Annotated in this window: 18 protein-coding genes; 12 read left to right on the top strand and 6 right to left on the bottom strand. The window is 72.8% G+C overall.

The features are described from left to right. The first annotated feature begins 33 nt into the window (after positions 1-33). The gene (locus CV755_RS23155; protein ID WP_109282221.1) at positions 34-774 is read left to right on the top strand and encodes a TrmH family RNA methyltransferase; all 741 of its coding nucleotides are present in this window, start codon (positions 34-36) and stop codon (positions 772-774) included. 73 nt (positions 775-847) lie between these two features. Here the strand turns inward: CV755_RS23155 and paaN are convergent, their stop codons facing one another. Next, on the bottom strand, positions 848-2,518 hold the full coding sequence (gene paaN, locus CV755_RS23150; protein WP_109282220.1) for a phenylacetic acid degradation protein PaaN: 1,671 nt from the start codon (positions 2,516-2,518) through the stop codon (positions 848-850). A 189-nt stretch (positions 2,519-2,707) separates the two neighbouring features. Between paaN and CV755_RS23145 the strand changes: the two genes are divergently transcribed. Together CV755_RS23145 and CV755_RS23140 are read left to right on the top strand one after the other, a co-directional pair. After that, positions 2,708-4,342, top strand: a complete 1,635-nt coding sequence (locus CV755_RS23145; RefSeq protein WP_109282219.1) for a 3-hydroxyacyl-CoA dehydrogenase — start codon at positions 2,708-2,710, stop codon at positions 4,340-4,342. Beyond that, positions 4,339-4,932: a TetR/AcrR family transcriptional regulator gene (locus CV755_RS23140; RefSeq protein ID WP_109282218.1), complete on the top strand. Its 594-nt coding sequence runs from the start codon at positions 4,339-4,341 to the stop codon at positions 4,930-4,932. The genes CV755_RS23145 and CV755_RS23140 overlap by 4 nt, the downstream gene beginning before the upstream one ends. Positions 4,933-4,936: 4 nt before the next feature. On the opposite strand, the gene CV755_RS23135 is transcribed toward CV755_RS23140, so the two are convergent. Then, positions 4,937-5,440, bottom strand: coding sequence for an Lrp/AsnC family transcriptional regulator (locus CV755_RS23135; RefSeq protein WP_109282217.1), 504 nt, complete (start codon positions 5,438-5,440; stop codon positions 4,937-4,939). A gap of 182 nt (positions 5,441-5,622) precedes the next feature. Here CV755_RS23135 and CV755_RS23130 point away from each other — a divergent pair, with 182 nt between their 5' ends. From CV755_RS23130 to CV755_RS23095, 8 genes are all read left to right on the top strand, one after another. Then, complete coding sequence (locus CV755_RS23130; RefSeq protein ID WP_109282216.1) at positions 5,623-6,834, top strand: thiamine pyrophosphate-dependent dehydrogenase E1 component subunit alpha; 1,212 nt, start codon at positions 5,623-5,625, stop codon at positions 6,832-6,834. Next, a complete protein-coding gene (locus CV755_RS23125) occupies positions 6,831-7,877 on the top strand; it encodes an alpha-ketoacid dehydrogenase subunit beta (protein WP_109282215.1) in 1,047 nt (348 codons plus the stop codon). The genes CV755_RS23130 and CV755_RS23125 overlap by 4 nt, the downstream gene beginning before the upstream one ends. Next, complete coding sequence (locus tag CV755_RS23120; protein ID WP_109282214.1) at positions 7,865-9,460, top strand: 2-oxo acid dehydrogenase subunit E2; 1,596 nt, start codon at positions 7,865-7,867, stop codon at positions 9,458-9,460. The genes CV755_RS23125 and CV755_RS23120 overlap by 13 nt, the downstream gene beginning before the upstream one ends. Before the next feature lie 43 nt (positions 9,461-9,503). Then, the gene (locus CV755_RS23115; protein WP_109282213.1) at positions 9,504-10,352 is read left to right on the top strand and encodes an NTP transferase domain-containing protein; all 849 of its coding nucleotides are present in this window, start codon (positions 9,504-9,506) and stop codon (positions 10,350-10,352) included. Continuing rightward, a complete protein-coding gene (locus CV755_RS23110) occupies positions 10,349-11,926 on the top strand; it encodes a molybdopterin molybdotransferase MoeA (protein WP_109282212.1) in 1,578 nt (525 codons plus the stop codon). Before CV755_RS23115 ends, CV755_RS23110 begins: the two co-directional genes overlap by 4 nt. A 99-nt stretch (positions 11,927-12,025) precedes the next feature. Then, complete coding sequence (locus tag CV755_RS23105; protein WP_109282211.1) at positions 12,026-13,003, top strand: NAD(P)H-quinone oxidoreductase; 978 nt, start codon at positions 12,026-12,028, stop codon at positions 13,001-13,003. Positions 13,004-13,088: 85 nt separating this feature from the next. After that, complete coding sequence (locus CV755_RS23100; protein WP_109282210.1) at positions 13,089-13,490, top strand: hypothetical protein; 402 nt, start codon at positions 13,089-13,091, stop codon at positions 13,488-13,490. Between the two features lie 74 nt (positions 13,491-13,564). Continuing rightward, entirely contained in the window at positions 13,565-14,128 is a 564-nt protein-coding gene (locus CV755_RS23095; RefSeq protein ID WP_193553462.1) for a bacterial proteasome activator family protein, read from the top strand. A gap of 63 nt (positions 14,129-14,191) precedes the next feature. On the opposite strand, the gene CV755_RS23090 is transcribed toward CV755_RS23095, so the two are convergent. Beyond that, positions 14,192-15,793 (bottom strand): protein kinase domain-containing protein, encoded by a 1,602-nt coding sequence (locus tag CV755_RS23090; RefSeq protein ID WP_109282209.1) that lies wholly within the window; start codon positions 15,791-15,793, stop codon positions 14,192-14,194. Between the two features lie 279 nt (positions 15,794-16,072). On the opposite strand from CV755_RS23090, the gene CV755_RS23085 reads away from it, so the two are divergent. After that, positions 16,073-17,701 (top strand): protein kinase domain-containing protein, encoded by a 1,629-nt coding sequence (locus CV755_RS23085; RefSeq protein ID WP_109282208.1) that lies wholly within the window; start codon positions 16,073-16,075, stop codon positions 17,699-17,701. A 6-nt stretch (positions 17,702-17,707) separates the two neighbouring features. On the opposite strand, the gene CV755_RS23080 is transcribed toward CV755_RS23085, so the two are convergent. The 3 genes from CV755_RS23080 to CV755_RS23070 all read right to left on the bottom strand — a co-directional run bounded on the left by CV755_RS23080 (position 17,708) and on the right by CV755_RS23070 (position 19,951). Then, positions 17,708-18,736: a phosphotransferase gene (locus tag CV755_RS23080; protein ID WP_109282207.1), complete on the bottom strand. Its 1,029-nt coding sequence runs from the start codon at positions 18,734-18,736 to the stop codon at positions 17,708-17,710. A 15-nt stretch (positions 18,737-18,751) separates the two neighbouring features. Then, entirely contained in the window at positions 18,752-19,177 is a 426-nt protein-coding gene (locus CV755_RS23075) for a pyridoxamine 5'-phosphate oxidase family protein (RefSeq protein ID WP_109282206.1), read from the bottom strand. A 114-nt stretch (positions 19,178-19,291) separates the two neighbouring features. Beyond that, entirely contained in the window at positions 19,292-19,951 is a 660-nt protein-coding gene (locus CV755_RS23070; protein WP_109282205.1) for a response regulator, read from the bottom strand. Between the last annotated feature and the right edge of the window lie 291 nt (positions 19,952-20,242).

The following is a 20,242-nucleotide window of genomic DNA, read 5'->3' as shown; positions in this document are numbered from 1 at the left end:
CACCCCCCAAGCCCAGTCCGTAGGCTTTGGCCCATGACCGGAACCGCCCCGCCCCAGTGGCAGCAGCACGCCCCCGACTCCGTCCTCCTGGACGGCTTCCATGCGCTCAAGCACGCCCTGCGCTTCGGCGCCGAGGTGCGGGCGGCGGTTGCCGTGGACAAGGGGGCGGCGCTGGCGCTGGCCGGGAAGCTGGCGCCGGATGTGGCGGGGGAGCTGGAGCGGCTGCTGGTGGAGGTGGACGCGCGGACCCTGCGCGAGCTGGTGCCCCGGGTGCACCCCACGGGGGTGGCCGCCCTGGCCGCGCGCCGGGAGCGGGCCGCGAACCTGGCCGCGCTGGCGGCCCGTACCGCCCCCGTGGTGGTCCTGGACAACCCCCGCAACCTGGGCAATGTCGGCGCCGTGGTCCGGCTGGCCGCCGGAACCGGGGCCGCCGGGGTGCTCACCACGGGGGATATGGACCCCTGGCACCCCAACGCGGTACGGGCCGGGGCCGGGCTGCACTACGCCACGGCGGTGGAGCGGGTGGCACTGGATGAACTGCCGGAGGGGCCGCTGCTGGCGCTGGACCCGGAGGGGGAGGACATCCGCTCGATGACCATCCCCTCCGGCGCGCTGCTCGCCTTCGGCTCGGAACGGCACGGTATCTCGCCCGAACTGCGGGCGAGATCAGACCAGTTGGTGTCCCTGCCGATGCGGCCGCAGGTGTCCAGCTACAACCTCGCCACGAGTGTGGCCATGACCTTGTTCCACTGGACGTGCGGGGGTGCCTCGTAAGGGGCGGCCGCACCACGCGGCTCGGGCGCGTGGGTGCGAGCAGCCACAGGCCACCCGCACCCGAACGCAACCCCTACGCCTGCCGCCGCACCTCCACCGGCCGGAAGCGGCCGGCGACGAACGCCGCGTCGCACAGCGCCGCATTGGCGGCCGGGTTGCCGCCGCTGCCGTGGTAGTCGGAGAAGGCGGCGGTCTGGTTGACATACACCCCGCCGGTCAAGTTGAGGGAGAGCTGTGCGAGTTCGTCCAGGCAGGCGTCCTGGATCAGCCGCTCCACCTCCGCCGAGGTGGTGTACGCCCCCACCGTCATCGCACCCTTCTCCCGCACCGTGCGGCGCAGCAGTTCCACCGCCGCCTCGGCGGAGTCCACGGCCACCGCGAAGGAGACCGGGCCGAAGCACTCGGAGAAGTACGCCGCCTCGGCGTCCGGCTTGGCGCCGTCCAGCTTGACGATGGCCGGGGTGCGCACCGTGGCCTCGGGGAAGTCGGGGTTGGTCAACGAGCGGGAGGCCAGGGCGACTTCGCCGAGGCGGGGAGCGGACTCCAGGCGTTCGCGCACCCCCGGGTTGACGATGGCGCCCAGCAGCGCATGCGCCCGGGCGTCATCGCCGAGCAGCTTGTCCACCGCGGTGGCGAGGTCGGCGACCACCTCGTCATAGGACTTGTGGCCCGCGTCGGTGTCGATGCCGTCGCGCGGGATCAGCAGGTTCTGCGGGGTGGTGCACATCTGGCCGCTGTAGAGGGACAGCGAGAAGGCCAGGTTGCCGAGCATGCCCCGGTAGTCGCCGGTGGAGTGGATGATCACCGTGTTGACGCCGGCCTTCTCCGTGTAGACCTGCGCCTGGCGGGCGTTGGCCTCCAGCCAGTCGCCGAAGGCGCTGGAGCCGGTGTAGTCGATCAGACGGATCTCCGGGCGCAGCGCCAGCGACTTGGCGATGCCCTCGCCGTCGCGCTCGGCGGCCAGCGCCACCAGGTCCGGCGAGAACCCGGCCGCGCCCAGCACCTCACGGGCGATCCGTACGGTCAGCGCCAGCGGCAGCACGGCGCGCGGGTGCGGCTTGACCAGGACCGGGTTGCCGGTGGCCAGGGATGCGAAGAGGCCGGGATAGCCATTCCAGGTGGGGAAGGTGTTGCAGCCGATGAGCAGGGCGATGCCCCGGGGCGCGGCGGTGAACTCCTTGGTGAGCTCCAGGGGTTCACGCTTGCCCTGCGGCTTGGACCACTCCGCGGTGCGCTCCACCTCCTCCTGGGCGGCGAGCGCGTAGGCGACCGCCTCCAGGCCGCGGTCCTGGGCGTGCGGGCCGCCCGCCTGGAAGGCCATCATGAACGCCTGGCCGCTGGTGTGCATCACCGCGTGCGCCAGCTCCGGGGTACGGGCGTTGATCCGCTTGAGGATCTCCAGGCAGACCAGGGCCCGGTGGCGGGGCCCGGCCGCGCGCCAGGCGGGCATCGCGGCGCGCATCGCGGGCAGCAGCACATCCGGGTCGGCGTGCGGGTACTCGATGCCCAGGCGAGGGCCGTAGGGCGAGACCTCCGAGCCCGCCCAGCCGTCGGTGCCGGGCTGGTCCAGCTCGAAGCGCTTCTCGCGCAGTGCCTCGAAGGCCGCCCGGCCGTCGTCGGCGTACGCCTTGGGGTGCTCGGCGTGCGGGGACCAGTAGGCGCGGGTGCGGATGGTCTCCAGGGCCTTGTCGAGCGTGGCCGTGTGGTCGGCGGCCAGGGTGTCGATGCTGAGCTCGGCGGTCACTGCTGACCAACTCCTCGTCGAACGGCTCGGATACGAGATCGGATACGAGATCGGATACGGGATCCGATGCGAGAGCGGATGTGGGTGGGGCGACTTCGGAGAGCTTTCGCAGCTACATTAACCGAACGATCGGTCGGGACAAGAGGGCCCGGCGGACCCGTCCGCAACTCATCGGGGAGGATCACGGTTATGACCGCACTCCAGCCGGGCATCCAGCCGGACCGTACGGTGGCCGTCGTCGGCGCCGGGACCATGGGCCAGGGCATCGCCCAGGTCGCCCTGCTCGCCGGGCACCAGGTGCTGCTGTACGACGCGGCGGAAGGCTGCGCGGAGCGGGCCGTGCGGGCCGTCACCGGCCGGCTGGACCGGCTGGTGGCCAAGGGACGTATGCGCTCTGCCGAGCGTGACGCGGCCGCCGGGCGGCTGTGCCCGGTGCGGTCGCTCGCCCAACTCGCCGGTGCCGGCCTGGTCATCGAGGCGATTGTGGAGCAACTCCCGGTCAAGCAGAAGCTGTTCGCGGAGCTGGAGGCGGTTGTCGGCCAGGACTGTGTGCTGGCCACCAACACCTCCTCCCTGTCGGTGACCGCCATCGGCGGGGCGCTGCGCCACCCCGGGCGGTTTCTGGGCCTGCACTTCTTCAACCCGGCGCCGCTGCTGCCGCTGGTGGAGGTGGTCCGGGGCTTCGCCACCGGGGAGGAGACCGCCGAGCGGGCCCGGGCCACCATGGCCGCCTGGGGCAAGACTCCGGTGCGCTGCGCGGACACCCCGGGCTTTGTGGTCAACCGGATCGCCCGGCCGTTCTACGCCGAGGCCTTCCGGGTGTACGAGGAGCGGGGCGCCGACCCCGCCACCATTGACGCGGTGCTGCGGGAGTGCGGCGGCTTCGCCATGGGCCCCTTCGAGCTGACCGATCTGATCGGGCAGGACGTCAATGAGGCCGTCACCCGTTCGGTGTATGAGGCGTTCAGCCAGGACCGTAAGTTCACCCCGTCCCTGGCCCAGCGGCGGCTGGTGGAGGCGGGGCTGCTGGGGCGCAAGAGCGGGCGGGGCTGGTACGAGCACGGGGAGGGCACGGGCGCGGACGCCGTACGGCCGGAGCCGCACACCGCGGAGCCCTGCGCGGCGCCCCGGGAGGTCGGCTACCGGGGGCGGCTGACCGGCCCGGCCGCGGTACTGCCCCAGATGATCGGCGAGGCGGGCGTCGGCGGCGTGGCGGAGCCGGCCGGCCAGGCAGCAGCCGGCGGCGGTGAGGCCGGGACCGGGACCGGGGTCGGGAACGGGACCGGGGCCGCCCCGGACGCCCACCGGCCCGCCCCGGACGGCTGCATCGTGCTGCCCGGCGGCACCGAGCTGCGCCTGGCCGACGGCCGGGGTCCGACCAACGCCGCCCGCCTCGGCCCGCGCATCGACTTCGACCTGGCGCTGGACTACCGCACCTGCACCCGCGTCGCCCTGGCGCCCTCGGCGACCGCGCCGGAGGCGGACGTCCGGGCGGCCATCGGCCTGTTCCAGGCGCTGGGCAAGAAGGTGAGCCTGGTCGGGGACCTGCCCGGCATGATCGTCGCCCGTACCGTGGCGATGCTGGTGGACTTCGCCGAGGATGCGGCCGCCCGGGGTGTGGCCGGTGCCGAGGACATCGATCTGGCCATGCGCGCGGGCGTGAACTACCCGCTGGGACCGGTGGAGTGGGGGCGGCGGCTGGACACCGGCTGGCTGATCCGGTTCCTGCGGAACATGGACCGGGAATACCCCGGCGGCCGCTACGCCCCCTCCCAGGCCCTGCGCCGCCGCGCGGCCCTCGAAGAGAGCCTGGTTCAATCATGACCATGGCCAGACGTGACACCTACACCCCAGAATCGCTGCTCGCGGTCGCCGTGGAGGTGTTCAACCGGCGGGGCTATGACGGCACCTCCATGGAGCATCTGTCCAAGGCGGCCGGGATCTCCAAGTCCTCGATCTACCACCATGTCAAGAGCAAGGAAGAGCTGCTGCGACTGGCGATAAGCCGGGCGCTGGACGGCCTGTTCGGGGTGCTGGAGGAGCCCGGCGCCCGGCAGGGGCGGGCGATCGAGCGGCTGGAGTACGTCACCCGCCGCGAGGTGGAGGTGCTGCTGTCCGAACTGCCCTATGTGACCCTGCTGTTGCGGGTACGCGGCAATACCGGCACCGAGCGCTGGGCCATGGAGCGGCGGCGGGAGTTCGACCACCGGGTGGCCGAACTGCTCAAGGAGGCCGCGGCGGAGGGCGATATCCGCCCGGATGTGGAGTCCCGGCTGGCCACCCGGCTGCTGTTCGGGATGATCAACTCCATTGTGGAGTGGTACCGGCCGGAGCGCGGCGGCTCGGCGAGCAGCGAGGAAGTGGCCGACGCGGTGGTCCGTACCGCCTTCGCGGGGCTGCGTACGACGCCCTGACCGCTCAGACCTCGGCCTTGTCCGGCCCGTCGTCCAGATCCCGCTCCTCGAAGACCAGCAGGGTACGGGTGCTCAGCACCTCTTCCATGGCCTGGATGCGGGTGAGCACCAGTTCGCGCAGTGCCCGGTTGTCCTTGGTATGCACCAGCAGCAGGACGTCGAAGTCGCCGCTCACCAGGGCGATATGGGCGGCGCCGGGCAGGTCCTGGAGCTTCTCCCGGACCGTCCGCCAGGAGTTCTGGACGATCTTCAGCGTGATGTAGGCGGATGCGCCCTGCCCGGCCCGTTCCTGGTCGATACGGGCGCCGAAGCCGCGGATCACGCCATCGTCGATCAGACGGTTGACGCGGGCGTAGGCGTTGGCCCGGGATACATGCACCCGCTCCGCCACGGAGCGTATCGAGGCACGTCCGTCGGTGCGCAGCATCCGCAGTATCGAGCGGTCGATCTCGTCCAGCGGCCGCGCGGGCGGTCTGCTCGCGGATGTGGCCATCTGTTCGTCCGGCATGCCGCCCTGCCTCCCCTTCATGGACACCCTGTCCATATCTCACGGCCGGCTGAACCGTTTGTCCACAGGCCCAGGTCGCCTGTAGCCAAAATGCAGGATCAACCGAACAATCGGTAGGGAGAGCGCACGGCGCTTTCCGGTCAAGCTCGTTGTGGACGCGTCCCCTTAAGGAGGTGCTCGTCATGACGGTTCTGGAGCAGCCCGGCTCATTCCGGCCCTCCTCGCCTCCGCCCTGGCAGCCCCGCACCGATCCCGCACCCCTGCTCCCGGACGCCGAGCCGTACCGGCTGCTGGGCACCGAGGCGGCCGACGAGCTGGACCCGGCTCTGCTGCGGCGGCTCTACGGCCAGCTGGTGCGCGGGCGGCGCTACAACGCCCAGGCCACCGCGCTGACCCGGCAGGGCAGGCTGGCGGTCTACCCCTCCTCCGCCGGGCAGGAGGCCTGCCAGGTGGCGGCCGCGCTGGCGCTCGAGGATCGGGACTGGCTGTTTCCCAGCTATCGCGACACCCTGGCCGCCGTGGCCCGGGGCCTGGACCCGGTGCAGGCGCTGACCCTGCTGCGCGGTGACTGGCACACCGGCTACGACCCCCGGGAGACCCGCGTCGCCCCGCTGTGCACCCCGCTGGCCACCCAGCTCCCGCACGCCGTGGGCCTGGCGCACGCCGCCCGGCTCAAGGGGGACGAGGTGGTGGCGCTGGCCATGGTGGGCGACGGCGGCAGCAGCGAGGGCGACTTCCATGAGGCGCTGAACTTCGCCGCGGTCTGGCGGGCGCCGGTGGTCTTCCTGCTCCAGAACAACGGCTTCGCCATCTCCGTCCCGCTCTCCAAGCAGACCGCCGCGCCCTCCTTCGCGCACAAGGCGGTGGGCTATGGGATGCCCGGCCGGCTGGTGGACGGCAATGACGCGCCCGCGGTGCACCGGGTGCTGACCGAGGCGGTGCGCCGGGCCCGTACCGGCGGCGGCCCCACCCTGGTGGAGGCCATCACCTACCGGGTGGAGGCACACACCAACGCCGATGACGACAAGCGCTACCGCAGCGACGCCGAGGTGGCCGCCTGGCGGGCGCACGATCCGGTGGCCCTGGTCGAGCGGGAGCTGACCCGGCGCGGGCTGCTGGACGAGGACGGCATCGCCGCGGAGCGGCAGGCGGCGGAGGAGCTGGCGGCGGATCTGCGCGAGCGGATGAACCGCGAACCGCTGCTGGACCCGATGGATCTGTTCACCCATGTCTACGCCGAGCAGACCAGTCAACTGCGGGCGCAGGCAGCGCAGTTGCGGGCGGAACTGGCGGCGGCGGAGGAGGCTGCGGCCGGGGCCGGTGCCGGGACCGCCGCCGAGCATGGCGTGGCCGGAGCCGGTGCCGGGACCGCCGCCGAGGAGGGGGCACGATGACCGCCGCCGTTGGGCAGCAGAGCGCCACCATGGCGCAGGCCCTCAACCGCGCCCTGCGGGACGCCATGGCCGAGGACCCGGCCGTCCATGTCCTCGGCGAGGACGTGGGCGCCCTGGGCGGGGTGTTCCGGATCACCGACGGCCTGGCCAAGGAGTTCGGCGAGGACCGCTGCACCGATACCCCGCTGGCCGAGGCGGGCATCCTGGGCAGCGCCGTGGGCATGGCGATGTACGGACTGCGGCCGGTGGTGGAGATGCAGTTCGACGCCTTCGCCTACCCGGCGCTGGAGCAGCTGGTCAGCCATGTGGCCAAGATGCGCAACCGCACCCGGGGGGCGCTGCCGATGCCGGTCACGGTGCGGGTGCCCTATGGGGGCGGGATCGGCGGGGTGGAGCACCACAGCGACTCCTCCGAGGCGCTGTATCTGGCCACGCCCGGCCTCCAGGTGGTGACGCCCGGCACGGTGGCCGACGCCTATGGCCTGCTGCGCGCGGCGATAGCCTCCGACGACCCGGTGATCTTCCTGGAGCCCAAGCGGCTCTACTGGTCCAAGGCGGCCTTCTCGCCGGAGCAGCCGGAACCGGTGCCGGGCATCGGCACCGCGGTCGTCCGGCGGCCCGGCAGCTCGGCCACGCTGATCACCTACGGGCCGTCGCTGCCGGTCTGCCTGGAGGCGGCCGAGGCGGCCACCGCCGAGGGCTGGGACCTGGAGGTCATCGACCTGCGCTCGCTGATGCCGCTGGACGAGGAGACGGTCTGTGCCTCGGTACGGCGCACCGGCCGGGCGGTGATCGTCCACGAGGCATCCGGCTTCGGCGGCCCCGGCGGCGAACTGGCCGCCCGTATCGGCGAACGCTGCTTCCACTACCTCCAGGCGCCGGTGCTGCGGGTGACCGGGTTCGACATCCCCTATCCGCCGCCGATGCTGGAGAAGCACCATCTGCCCGGCGTGGACCGGGTGTTGGACGCGGTGGCCCGCCTGCAGTGGGAATCGGAATGGACCGAGGGGTCCGAGGGGAGTGGGCGCGGATGGCCGTGGTGAAGGAGTTCACCCTGCCCGACCTGGGCGAGGGGCTGACCGAGGCCACGGTGGTGCGCTGGCTGGTGGCGGTCGGCGATGTGGTGGCCATCGACCAGCCGGTGGTGGAGGTGGAGACCGCCAAGGCGATGGTGGAGGTCCCCTGCCCCTACGGGGGCGTGGTCACCGCCCGCTACGGCGAGGAGGGCGCGGAACTCCCGGTGGGCGCCGCGCTGTTGACGGTGGCGGTGGGCGAGGGCGCGCCCTCGCCCGGGCAGCCCGCCCCGTCGTCCGGCGATCCCGCCCCGTCATCCGGCGGCTCCGGCAATGTCCTGGTCGGCTACGGAACCCAGTCCCCGGCCCCGCGCCGCCCCCGGGTACGGCCATCGCACTTCGCCCCGTCCGGGGGAGGTCCGACCGTGACCGGCGGGCCGGCGGGTGGGCGCCCGGCGGCTGACGGGCCAACGACCGGCCGTCCGGCGGCCGGTGGGCCCATGCCTGGCCGTCCGGCGCACAACGGCCCAACGCCGGGCGCAGGCAGTGCTGTTGGCCCGGCCGCCACCGGTCCGGCAGCCGACGGCCCCGGTGCCAACGGCCGGGCAGTCGCCGACCACGATGCGACCGGCCAGGGCGTCACCGGCCGGGCAGCCACCGGACCGGCGACCACCGGCCACACGGCTGCAGGTCACCCGGCCCCCGACCACGCGGCTACCGCGCATGGCGCCCCCGCCCCCGGGGCCGACCAGCGGGGGCCCACCATCTCAGCGGGAGCCGCCCCGGCCGTGATCTCGCCGCTGGTGCGGCGGCTGGCGCGGGAGCGGGGGATTGATCTCGCCGGCGTGCGTGGCAGCGGGCCGGAGGGGCTGATTCTGCGGGCCGATGTGGAGGCCGCGGCGCGGCCGGTGAAGCCGGTGGCCGAAGGGGAGCGGGTGCCGTTGCGCGGGCTGCGCGGGGCGGTGGCGGACAAGCTCAGCCGGAGCCGCCGGGAGATCCCGGACGCCACCTGCTGGGTGGACGCCGACGCCACCGAACTGCTGGCCGCCCGGCGGGCGATGAACGACTCCGGGCGGGAGAAGGTCTCGCTCCTGGCGCTGCTGGCCCGGATATGTACGGCCGCACTCGCCGAGTTCCCCGAGCTCAACGCCACGGTGGACCTTGAGGCCCGGGAGATCGTCCGGCTGCCCGGCGTCCATCTGGGCTTCGCCGCGCAGACCGAGCGGGGACTGGTGGTGCCGGTGGTGCGGGACGCGCACACCCGGAACACCGCCGCCCTCTCCGCCGAGATCGCCCGTCTCACCGAGGCCGCCCGGACCGGCAGGCTCACCCCCGCCGAACTGACCGGCGGTACCTTCACCCTCAACAACTATGGCGTGTTCGGCGTTGACGGCTCCACACCGATCATCAACCACCCGGAGGCGGCCATGCTGGGCGTGGGCCGGATCGTCCCCAAACCCTGGGTACACCAAGGGGAGTTGGCGGTACGGCAGGTCGTCCAGCTGTCCCTGACCTTTGACCACCGGGTGTGCGACGGGGGCACGGCGGGCGGTTTCCTGCGGTTCGTCGCGGACTGTGTGGAACGGCCGGCGGTACTGCTGCGGGCCCTGTAGGACCCCGGCCCACGCGTGGGGCGGACTCGGAGATACTCCCTCCATGAGCACGCCCCACGACGCCGTCATCCTGGCCGGCGGCCGCGCCCAACGCCTCGGCGGGGCCGACAAGCCCGCCGTGACCGTCGGCGGCCGGACGCTGCTGGACCGCGTCCTGGCCGCCTGCCCGGACGCCGGGACCACCGTCGTCGTCGGCCCCCGCCGCCCGACCGTACGCCCGGTGACCTGGGCCCGGGAGCACCCGCCCGGCGGCGGGCCGCTGCCCGCGCTGGCCGCCGGGCTGCGGCACTGCACCCGGGAGACGGTGCTGGTCCTCTCCGCCGACCTGCCGTTCCTGGACCCGGGCACGGTACGGGCCCTGCTGGGCGCCGCCACCGAGGCGGACGGCGCCGTGCTGACCGACGCCGGGGGACGCGACCAGCCGCTGGCCGCCGCCTACCGCACCGAGCCCCTGTACCGCGAACTCGGCCTGCTCGCCGCCGAGCACGGCACCCTGGCCGGGCTGCCGCTGCGCCTGCCGCTCGCCGAGCTGACACTGCGGCGGCTGCACCGCCCCGGCGCTTCACTGGACTGCGACACCTGGCAGGACGTCGGTACGGCCCGCGCCCGGATCAGGGACGATGGGAGCGTGCTGGATGAATGGATTGCCGCGGTCAAGGCCGAACTCGGCATCGAACTCGACGTTGACCTGGCCGTTCTGCTGGATCTCGCCCGGGACGCCGCGCACCGCGTGACCCGCCCCGCCGCGCCGCTGACCACCTTTCTGATCGGCTACGCGGCCGCTCAGCGCGGCGGCGGCCCGGAGGCGGTGGCCGAGGCGGCCCGCCGGGCGACGGAGCTGACCGCCCGCTGGGCGGCGGAGGCCGAGCAGGCGGACGAGGGCGGGTCATGACCGACCGCGAGGGCGACGCCCTGGACCGGGCCACCGACGAGGCGCTGGCCATCCTCGCCGAGGACCGCTTCCCGCTCCGCCCGCCCAGAACGACCGGCAGCGCCCCCAGGGCGAACTTCGTACCCTTCGCCGAGGATCCCTTCGCCGAGGACCCGTCCGCCGGACCGGGGCCGGTCCCCGCGCCCGCCCGGCCGCGTGAAGCGCCGCGCGCCGCGCCGCGCCAGGCGCCACGTGAAGTCCCGCAGCTGGACGTGCCCTTCGCGGGCGTGCGCTACTACGACCATGCCGCCCCCGGCGGTTCGCGCGAGGGGAGGCCGATCACCGTGCCCGAGACGGGAGTTGACCACGACCCGGGCCCCGGCCCGGGCCACGATCCGGGCCCGCGCCGCGACTGGCGCACCGCCCGGCGGATCGCCGCGCACGCCGCGGACGCCCTGGGCAGCGAGCCCTGCGCTCTCGACCGGGCCCTGGGCCGTACCCTGGCCGGCCCGCTGACCGCGCTCACCGATCTGCCGTCCTTCGACACCGCCGCCATGGACGGCTGGGCGGTGGCCGGGCCCGGCCCCTGGCGGCTGCCCGAGGGGCCCGAGGACGCGGCCGGGGTGCTGGCCGGGCAGGACATCCCGCCGGAGGCCGGGCCGCTGCGCGACGGGCACGCGGTGCCGATCGCCACCGGCGCCCGGGTCCCGGCCGGTGCCACCGCCGTGCTGCGCACCGAGCACGGCACCGTCTCCCAGGGCGAGTTGCACGCCAACCGCCGGGCCACCCAGGGCCAGGACATCCGGCCGCGCGGCCAGGAGTGCCGCCAGGGCGACGAACTGCTGCCCGCGGGCACCCCGGTCACCCCGGCGGTGCTCGGCCTGGCCGCCGCCGCCGGGTACGACGAACTGCCGGTGACCGTACGGCCCCGGGTGGAGGTCCTGGTCCTGGGTGACGAACTGCTGTCGGCGGGCCTGCCGCAGGAGGGCCGGATCCGGGACGCGCTGGGCCCGCTGCTGGGCCCCTGGCTGACGGCCCTGGGCGCCGAGGTGACCGCCCCCCGGCGGCTGGCGGACGACGCCGAGGCCCTGTACCAGGCGCTGTCCGCCTCCTCCGCGGACCTGGTGATCACCACCGGCGGCACCGCGTCCGGCCCGCGCGACCATCTGCACCCCACCCTGGCCCGGCTGGAAGCCGAGCCGCTGGTGGACGGGGTGGCGGTACGCCCCGGGCACCCCATGCTGCTGGCCCGGCTCGCGCCGGGGCGGCTGCTGGTGGGGCTGCCGGGCAATCCGCTGGCCGCGGTGGCGGGGCTGCTGACGCTGGCGGTGCCGGTGTTGCAGGGGCTCGCCGGACGGGCGGTACGGGCGCCGGAGCGGGTGGCCCTGTCCGGGCCGGTTCCGGCGCATCCCACCGACACCCGGCTGGTGCCGGTGGTCCGGGAGCGGGGCGCGGTACGGCCGCTGCGGTTCCATGGCCCGGCGATGCTGCGGGGGCTGGCGGCGGCGGACGGGCTGGCCGTCATCCCGCCGGGCGGGGGTCCGTCCCGGCGGGCGGGCGTGTGGTTGCTTGCCCTGCCGTGGGTGTCCGGCTGACCGCCGGTGGGCGGGCACGCCCCTGCGGGGCGTGGCTTCACCCGCCCACCCGCCCGATTGCCCGGCTACGGATGAAGACAGCCGAGTAGCCTCACCCGCATGCATGCGATCACCATCCCCACACCCGGCGGCCCCGACGCACTGCTCTGGGCCGAGGTGCCCGATCCCGAGCCCGGCGAGGGAGAGGTACTGGTCGAGGTCGCGGCCAGCGCCGTCAACCGGGCGGACATCCTTCAGCGGCAAGGGCACTACGCGCCCCCGCCCGGCGCCTCCCCCTACCCCGGTCTGGAGTGCTCGGGCCGGATCGCCGCCCTCGGGCCCGGCGTCAGCGGCTGGGCGGTCGGCGACGAGGTGTGCGCCCTGCTGTCCGGCGGCGGCTACGCGGAGCAGGTGTGCGTACCGGCCGGACAGCTGCTTCCGGTGCCGGACGGCCTGGACGTGGTCACCGCCGCCGCGCTGCCCGAGGTCACCGCCACGGTCTGGTCCAACGTCTTTATGATCGCCCATCTCCGGCCCGGCGAGACCCTGTTGGTGCACGGCGGCGGCAGCGGCATCGGCACCATGGCGGTGCAGCTGGCCAAGGCGGTGGGGGCCCGGGTGGCGGTCACCGCGGGCGGCAAGGAGAAGCTGGAGCACTGCCGGGAGCTGGGCGCCGACATCCTGATCGACTACCGGGAGCAGGACTTCGTCGAGGAGCTGCACAAGGTCACCGGTGGCGTCGGCGCGGACGTCATCCTGGACATCATCGGCGCCAAGTATCTGCCGAGGAATGTGGACGCCCTGGCCGTCAACGGCCGGCTGGCCATCATCGGCCTCCAGGGCGGCCGCAAGGGCGAGCTGGACCTGGGCAAGCTGCTGGCCAAGCGGGCCGCGGTGACCGCCACCGCGCTGCGCTCCAGGCCGCTGGCGGAGAAGGCGGCCATTGTGGCCGCGGTCCGGGAGCACGTCTGGCCCCTGATCTCCGGCGGCCGGGTCCGCCCGGTGGTGGACCGTACGCTGCCGATGCGGGACGCCGCCCTGGCCCACCGGGTGGTGGAGGAGAGCGGCCACGTGGGCAAGGTGCTGCTCACCACCTGACGGCCGTACGGCGGGGCCGGGGCACCGTCACCCGCCCCGCCCCCTTCAACGCGCCCGACGCCCCGGTCCATGTGACCGTGAGAATGTGATCGCTGGAGCGCTGTCCGCCCTGCTGCTGACGGCCGTCCTGAGCGGTACGGCCAGTCCTTCTCCTCCTCCGGACGAAGGCCGCCTCGCCGGGACGGCCGCCGGCGTGGGGCGCCCGCACCCCGGCCGCGCCATGGACCCCTCCGAGGCCGCCGAGGAGGACAACCCCGAGCGGGAAGCGCCGAGTTCACCGGGGCCCAGCAGGGTACCGACGCCGCCCCCGACCCGGGCCCCCGCGCCCCCCGCCGCCGCCCGGCTGGACGGCGCCGCCGGTGACCGGGGCACCCAGCAGCAGCCGCCGCCGCCCCGCCGGGTACTGCGCATCCTGCCGCTGGGCACCGGGCTGGCCCTCACCGGACTGGGCCTGGGCTTCTTCGCCCTGCGGCTGCGCCGTAGGTGACACCAGGGACCGTTCGATCACACGTGTACGGGGGCATCACCAGGGGGAAATCACTTGTGCGAGAGAATGGCGGCATGGATATGCCGAGGAATGAACGGTCGCAGGAGAGCCCGCACATCCTGGTGGTAGGCCAGGACGGCATGGCTCTCGCCAGCACCAACCCCGGCGGCGGGGAGGGTGACGACGAGTCGCGCGAGGTCCCGGTGACGGAGATGGTCGAGCAGCCCGCCAAGGTCATGCGGATCGGCAGCATGATCAAGCAGCTGCTGGAGGAAGTGCGGGCGGCTCCTCTGGACGAGGCCAGCCGGGCCCGGTTGAAGGAGATCCACCACAGCTCGGTCAAGGAGCTGGAAGACGGTCTGGCGCCGGAGCTGGTGGAGGAGCTGGAGCGGCTGTCGCTCCCCTTCACCGAGGAGAGCGTGCCCAGCGAGGCCGAACTGCGTATTGCCCAGGCCCAGTTGGTCGGCTGGCTGGAGGGCCTCTTCCATGGCATCCAGACCACGCTGTTCGCCCAGCAGATGGCCGCCCGGGCCCAACTGGAGCAGATGCGCCGGGCGTTGCCCGCCGGGCTCACCATGGAGGGCCAGGAGGAGGGGCATCAGCAGCACGGCGGTGCCCGTTCCGGCCCGTATCTGTAAGCGCGTTATCCGTCAGCACGGCCGGATTGCCGCGGGGGTGCCCAAGCCCCCGCGGTCCCGCCGCTAGGAAGCGGCCTGGCCGGTGGAGACGGTCAGCGTCATGGTGCTGTTGGGGTCGAAGGTGTCCCCGGGGATGGGGTTCTGGGCGAGCACCATGCCCTTGCCCCACAGGTTCTCGTCCTGGAAGACCACCTTGTACTTCCAGTTGGCGGCCTGGAAGCACTGCTTCACCGAGTCGATGTAGAGATAGGTGAAGTCGGGCGCGTTCTTCTTGGTCTTGTCGTTGTAGGAGTCAGTGGCCTGGGTGCACTTGGTGGCGTCGATGGTCTTGGTCTTGTCGCCGTCCTTGAACTTCCCCTCGGTGCCCCCGCCCTGGGGCGTGGCCGACTGCTGCACCGGGTGCGAGGGGGTGGGGTCGGCCTTGACGTCGGAGCCGCCGCTCTTGAGCGAGATGGCCACGATCACACCGATGACGGCCAGCACGGCGACCACCGCCGAGCCCATGATCACCGGCTTGTTGCTCTTGGCCGCGGGCGCCGGTGCCGGCGCGGGCGTCATCGGCGGCGGGGTCTGGTACGCGGGGGCGGGCTGCTGGTAGGCGGGGGTGGGCGCGGGCGGGGCCGCGTTGTAGGGGGTGTGGTACGGGCCCGGCTGGTACGGCGTCTGGACGCCCTGGGGCCCTGGCGCCGCCTGCTGGTCCACCGGCGGGAAGACCGCCGAGGAGACCCCGGAGCCGTCCCGCGGCGGGGGCGCCGCGGCCGCGATCACCGGCGAGGGCGCGGCATGCGCGGTTCCGGCCACCCGCTCGATCTCGTCCCGCATCGCCGCGGCGCTGGGGAAGCGCTCGTTCGGGTTCTTCTTCAGCGCCCGGGCCACCAGCGCGTCCACCGCGGGCGGGATGGAGTGGTTGATGGTGGACGGGGCCACCGGCTCTTCCTGGACATGCGCATAGGCGATGGCCAGCGGGGAGTCGGCGTCGAACGGCAGCCGCCCGGTGAGCAGCTCGAAGAGCATGATGCCGACCGAGTAGAGGTCGGAGCGGGCGTCCACGCCCCGGCCCAGCGCCTGCTCGGGGGAGAGGTACTGCGGGGTGCCGACCACCATGCCGGTCTGGGTCATCGAGGTGACGCCGGACTGCATGGCGCGGGCGATGCCGAAGTCCATGACCTTGACCACGTCACGCTTGGTCATCATCACATTGCCCGGCTTGATGTCCCGGTGGACCAGGCCCATCTCATGGCTGACCTCGAGCGCCGCCAGCACATCCGAGGTGATCTTCAGCGCCTTGGCGGTGGGCATGGCCCCGTACTGGGCCACATCCGCGTCCAGCACCGAGCGCAGCGGTTTGCCCTCGATGTACTCCATGACGATGTACGGCATGGTGGTGCCGTCGAGGGTGTCCTCGCCGGTGTCGAAGACCGAGACGATATTGGTGTGGGTGAGCTTGGCCACGGCCTGCGCCTCACGCCGGAAGCGCTCGCGGAAGGACGATTCCCGGCCGAGTTCGGTGTGCAGTGTCTTGATCGCCACATTGCGGTCGAGCACCGAGTCATAAGCCAGGTGGACGGATGCCATGCCGCCCTCCCCGAGGAGATCCCGCAGCTGGTAGCGGCCGCCGCCGACGGTGCCTCCCGTATAGCGGCCCTGCGCGCCGTCCTGGCTCATGGTCTTGCTTCCCCCTTGGCGCACACTTGGCTGGTGATGATCGGCTGGATCGGGTATCCCGGCCAAGTGTGCCCCAGGCCAGGGGCACGTCAAGCCGCGTGCCCGTTCCGTGACGGGATGCGCGACAAGGTGTCACGGAATTTGCCTTGCTTGCGCCGCTACGGGTTTGATAGCCGGTCCATCCCGGACCGGAGCGCGCCGCGGAGCCTGTAGCGTTCCTTAGGAGAGCCCAACGCATAGCGCCCCCACGTGAGCGGCCAGACACGACGGCGAGGACTGATGGCACAGACGCAGAGCGCCCAGGGTCCGTCCGACCCTGACGCCAACGGGGCTGGTATGCCCGATGTGCCGGAAATGTGGGGTAACGGCGGCCTGGTGGGCGACGGCCGTTACCGACTGACCCACCGGCTGGGCCGGGGCGGCATGGCCGAGGTGTTCGCCGCCGAGGACCTCCGCCTGGGCCGGACCGTCGCGGTGAAGCTGCTCCGCGCGGACCTGGCCGAGGACCCGGTCTCCAAGGCCCGCTTCACCCGCGAGGCACAGTCGGTGGCCGGCCTGAACCACCACGCGGTGGTGGCCGTCTACGACTCCGGCGAGGACGTGGTCGGCCGGCAGACCGTGCCGTACATCGTCATGGAGCTGGTTGAAGGCCGGACCATCCGGGACCTGCTGCTCAACGCCGAGGCCCCGCCGCCGGAGCAGGCGCTGATCATCGTCTCCGGGGTGCTGGAGGCGCTGGCCTACAGCCATCAGCACGGCATCGTGCACCGGGACATCAAGCCCGCCAACGTGATCATCACCAACACCGGCGCGGTGAAGGTGATGGACTTCGGCATCGCCCGTGCCCTGCACGGCGCCGCGTCCACCATGACCCAGACCGGCATGGTCATGGGCACCCCGCAGTACCTCTCGCCCGAGCAGGCGCTGGGCAAGACCGTGGACGCCCGCTCGGACCTCTACGCCACCGGCTGCCTGCTCTATGAGCTGCTGGCGCTGCGCCCGCCGTTCACCGGCGAGACCCCGCTGTCGGTGGTCTACCAGCACGTCCAGGACAACCCGGTGCCGCCCTCCCAGGTGCTGGGCTCGGTGCCGCCGGAGCTGGACGGCCTGGTGATGCGCTCGCTGGCCAAGGACCCGGACGACCGGTTCCAGAGCGCCGAGGAGATGCGCTCGCTGGTCCAGTACAGCCTCCAGATGCTCCAGGAGGCCGGCGGTCACTCCGGTTCCTGGAGCACCGGCCCGGTCACCCATGCCACCGCCGCCACCCAGGCGCTGGGCGGCGTGGGCATGGGCGCCACCACGGCCATGCCGCACCCGGCGCACGGCGACACCTCGCCGCAGCGGATCCTGCCGCCGGGCATCGGCGGCCCGGGCCAGGACGACTACGTCCCGGGCGGCCGGGGCGGCGGGAGCGGCCGGGGCAGGCTGCTGCTCATCGCCGCGCTGGCCATCCTGGCGGTGGTGGGCGTGGTCGCCTTTATGTCCATGAACAAGAACACCGACCACGGCTCGGGGACAAAGCCCCCCAAGACCAGCTCCTCCCCCTCGGTCTCCGAGAGCCCCAGCGAGTCCCCGTCCCCGGACGTGCACCGCCGGCACACTCCTCCCCCGGTGGACGAGAACGGCTCCACCACCGGTGGCACGGGCGACTCCGGTGACAACACCGGTGAGCGGACGGCGCCGCCGCGCCACCCGCGGCAGCCCTCCGGCAACCCCTCCACCGGCGCGCCCAGCCATGACCCGACCGGGCCCACCAGCCAGCCCACGGACGGCAAGAACCCCTCCCAGGGCAACACCAACCAGGGCACCACCCAGGGGACCACTCAGGGGACGACTCAGGGCAACGCCAACCAGGGCACCACCCAGGGGACGACCCAGGGCAACGCCAGCCTCGGCCTCACCGGCTGAGTCCGCTCAGTCGCTGAACGCCTCGCGGACCGCCTCATAGGAGCCGGTCCACCACACCGACAGCGCCGCCGACGCCGGGAAACCGGGGTCGGCGCGGTGGTCGTTCAGCTGGTAGCGCCAGCGCAGCATCCAGAAGTCGTTGAGCCGCTCCCACCACACCCGGTGGACGGCGGCGGCGAGCTCGCCGGGCGAGGCGCCGGTGGCCCGGCGGTAGGCGCGGGCGTACGGCCGTATCTTGGCCAGGTCCAGGGTGCCGTCGGGGCGCAGGAAGAAGATCACCGCGGCCCGTACCGCCTCCTCCGCGCGGGGCTGGACCGCCAGCCGGTCCCAGTCCACGATGGCGGCCGGTTCGCCGTCCCGGTAGAGCAGGTTGAGCGGATGGAAGTCGCCGTGCACCCAGCCCCGGGCCGGGGTGGCGGCCGCGGTGGGGCGGCGGTGGGCGTGCCGTTCCAGCAGAGCGCGGCGCTCCACCAGCCGGTGTTCGGCCAGTTCGTCGAAGGCGTCCCGGCGGCGCCGGCGGATCAGCCCCAGCAACTCCTCGATCAGGGCGTAGGTGTCCTGGGGATCGGCCGCCTCATGGTCCTGGGCGGTGCCCTCGGAGCCCGCCATCACCTCCTCCAGGCTGGTGTGCACCTTGCCCAGCAGGGCGCCCAGCCGGCGGGACTGGGCGGCGGTCAGTTCGCCGCCGTCCCGGTGCCGCCCCTCGATCCAGGGGTGCAGGGCGTAGCAGCGGCCGCCCAGCACGGTGACGGTGGAGCCGTCGGTGCGCTCCACCGGCGGGGCCACCGGCACGCCCAGCAGGCCCAGCCGGAGGGTGGCGGCGTGCTGGCGGGCGATGGCCGCGTGGTCGCCGTCCAGATGGTGTTTGAGGAAGAAGCGGCCGCGGGTGGTGGACAGCCGGTAGCCGCGGTTGAGCAGTCCCTCGGTGAGGGGCTCGCAGGTGACCGGTTCCCCGGCCTGCCGGTAACGGCGCAGCAGGGAACGGAGCGTGCCGGTGTCGGGGGGCGGTGCGGTGGAGACATCTGAGCGCGGCACGCCGCAAATGTTAGTTCAACAAGCGTGTACGGCCTGGCGCGCGGGTACGCCCTCAAGGCGGTGGAACCTGGTGAACTGCGGTTCCAGGCACAGATATTCGGGGATGAAGGGGGCATTGTCGGCCGCCCGGGGAGCCGGGCCGAAGAGTTCGAGTTGGGCCGGTGAGGGGGTGAACGCCCGTGCCACGCCGATGCATTGGACGGACCAGACGTCCTCCTGGCCCTCCTCGCGGCCGCCGAAGTTGTCGGCCTCATAGGCGATGACGCTTCCGTCGCCGGCGCCCGCGTAACCGAAGCCGCCGGGCAGCCGCACCATCACCACCCCGTCCACGACGATATGGCGGGTGGGCACGACAAAGGGCAGCGCGCGCATGCTCAGCGAGAGCCGGCCGTAGGGCTGGCGGCCGAGCAGCTCCAGGGCCCGGTCAGCGTCGGGTGACATGCGCACCACTGAAGCAGGTCACCACTCGGCCACGTAGGGGCACCCGCCCTTGAGTGATCAGGACGTTGGTCCCGAATCACCCCATCGCCGCAGAGCATCCGGCACAGCGCCCGCTCAGCGCCGTTCCGCCTGGAGCCGGGCCACATAGGCGGCGGCCTGGGAGCGGCGTTCCATGCCCAGCTTGGCGAGCAGGCTGGAGACATAGTTTTTGATCGTTTTCTCGGCGAGATGCAGGCGTTCGCCGATGGCGCGGTTGGTCAGGCCTTCACCGATGAGATCCAGAATGCGGCGTTCCTGTTCGGTGAGTCCGGCGAGCCGGTCGTCACCCTTGGGTCCCTTTCCGTCACGCAGACGTTCCAGAACCCGGGCGGTGGCCACCGGGTCCAGCAGGGATTTACCGGCGGCCACATCGCGTACCGCGGAAAGCAGTTCATTGCCGCGAATGGCTTTGAGGACGTAACCGGAGGCCCCGGCCATGATCGCGTCGAAGAGCGCCTCGTCGTCCGCGAAGGAGGTGAGCATCAGACAGTTGATGGAGTCGTCCCGGGACCGGATCTCCCGGCAGACCTCCACCCCGCTGCCGTCCGGCAACCGTACGTCCAGCACGGCCACATCGGGGCGGGTGGCCGGGATGCGCACCAGTGCGTCCGCCGCGGTGCCGGCCTCGCCGACCACCTCGATGTCCGCTTCCCCGACGAGCAGCTCATGGACGCCGCGGCGTACCACTTCGTGGTCATCGAGCAGGAATACCGTGATTTTTCCTTCTTCGCGCACAGAGCCAGTCTCACACATCAAGTCTTCCCCTGCCGAAGTCGTCCGGGATAACGTGCGGTCGTTCCGGCGGCCCGCAAGGCCGTGACCTGTGCATTGGCTTCCGCATTGGCCCGGCTTTCTCGATTTACTTGGAAATCCAAGCAAAATCGCAGGTCAGAGGGGTTTCGCGGTTATGCCGAAGTCTGGGTAACGTGCTTATTGCAGGCCATTCGCCGGGACACCTGTCACGCCCGGTTCGGGCCTTGGCACACCCACCCCGTGTGCCGGCCGGGACGCGAGCGAGAACCCCAG

This window comes from Streptomyces orinoci, from assembly GCF_003121295.1.
In the GTDB taxonomy this organism is placed as follows: Bacteria; Actinomycetota; Actinomycetes; order Streptomycetales; family Streptomycetaceae; genus Streptomyces; species Streptomyces orinoci.
This window is presented reverse-complemented; position numbering and strand designations above follow the sequence as displayed.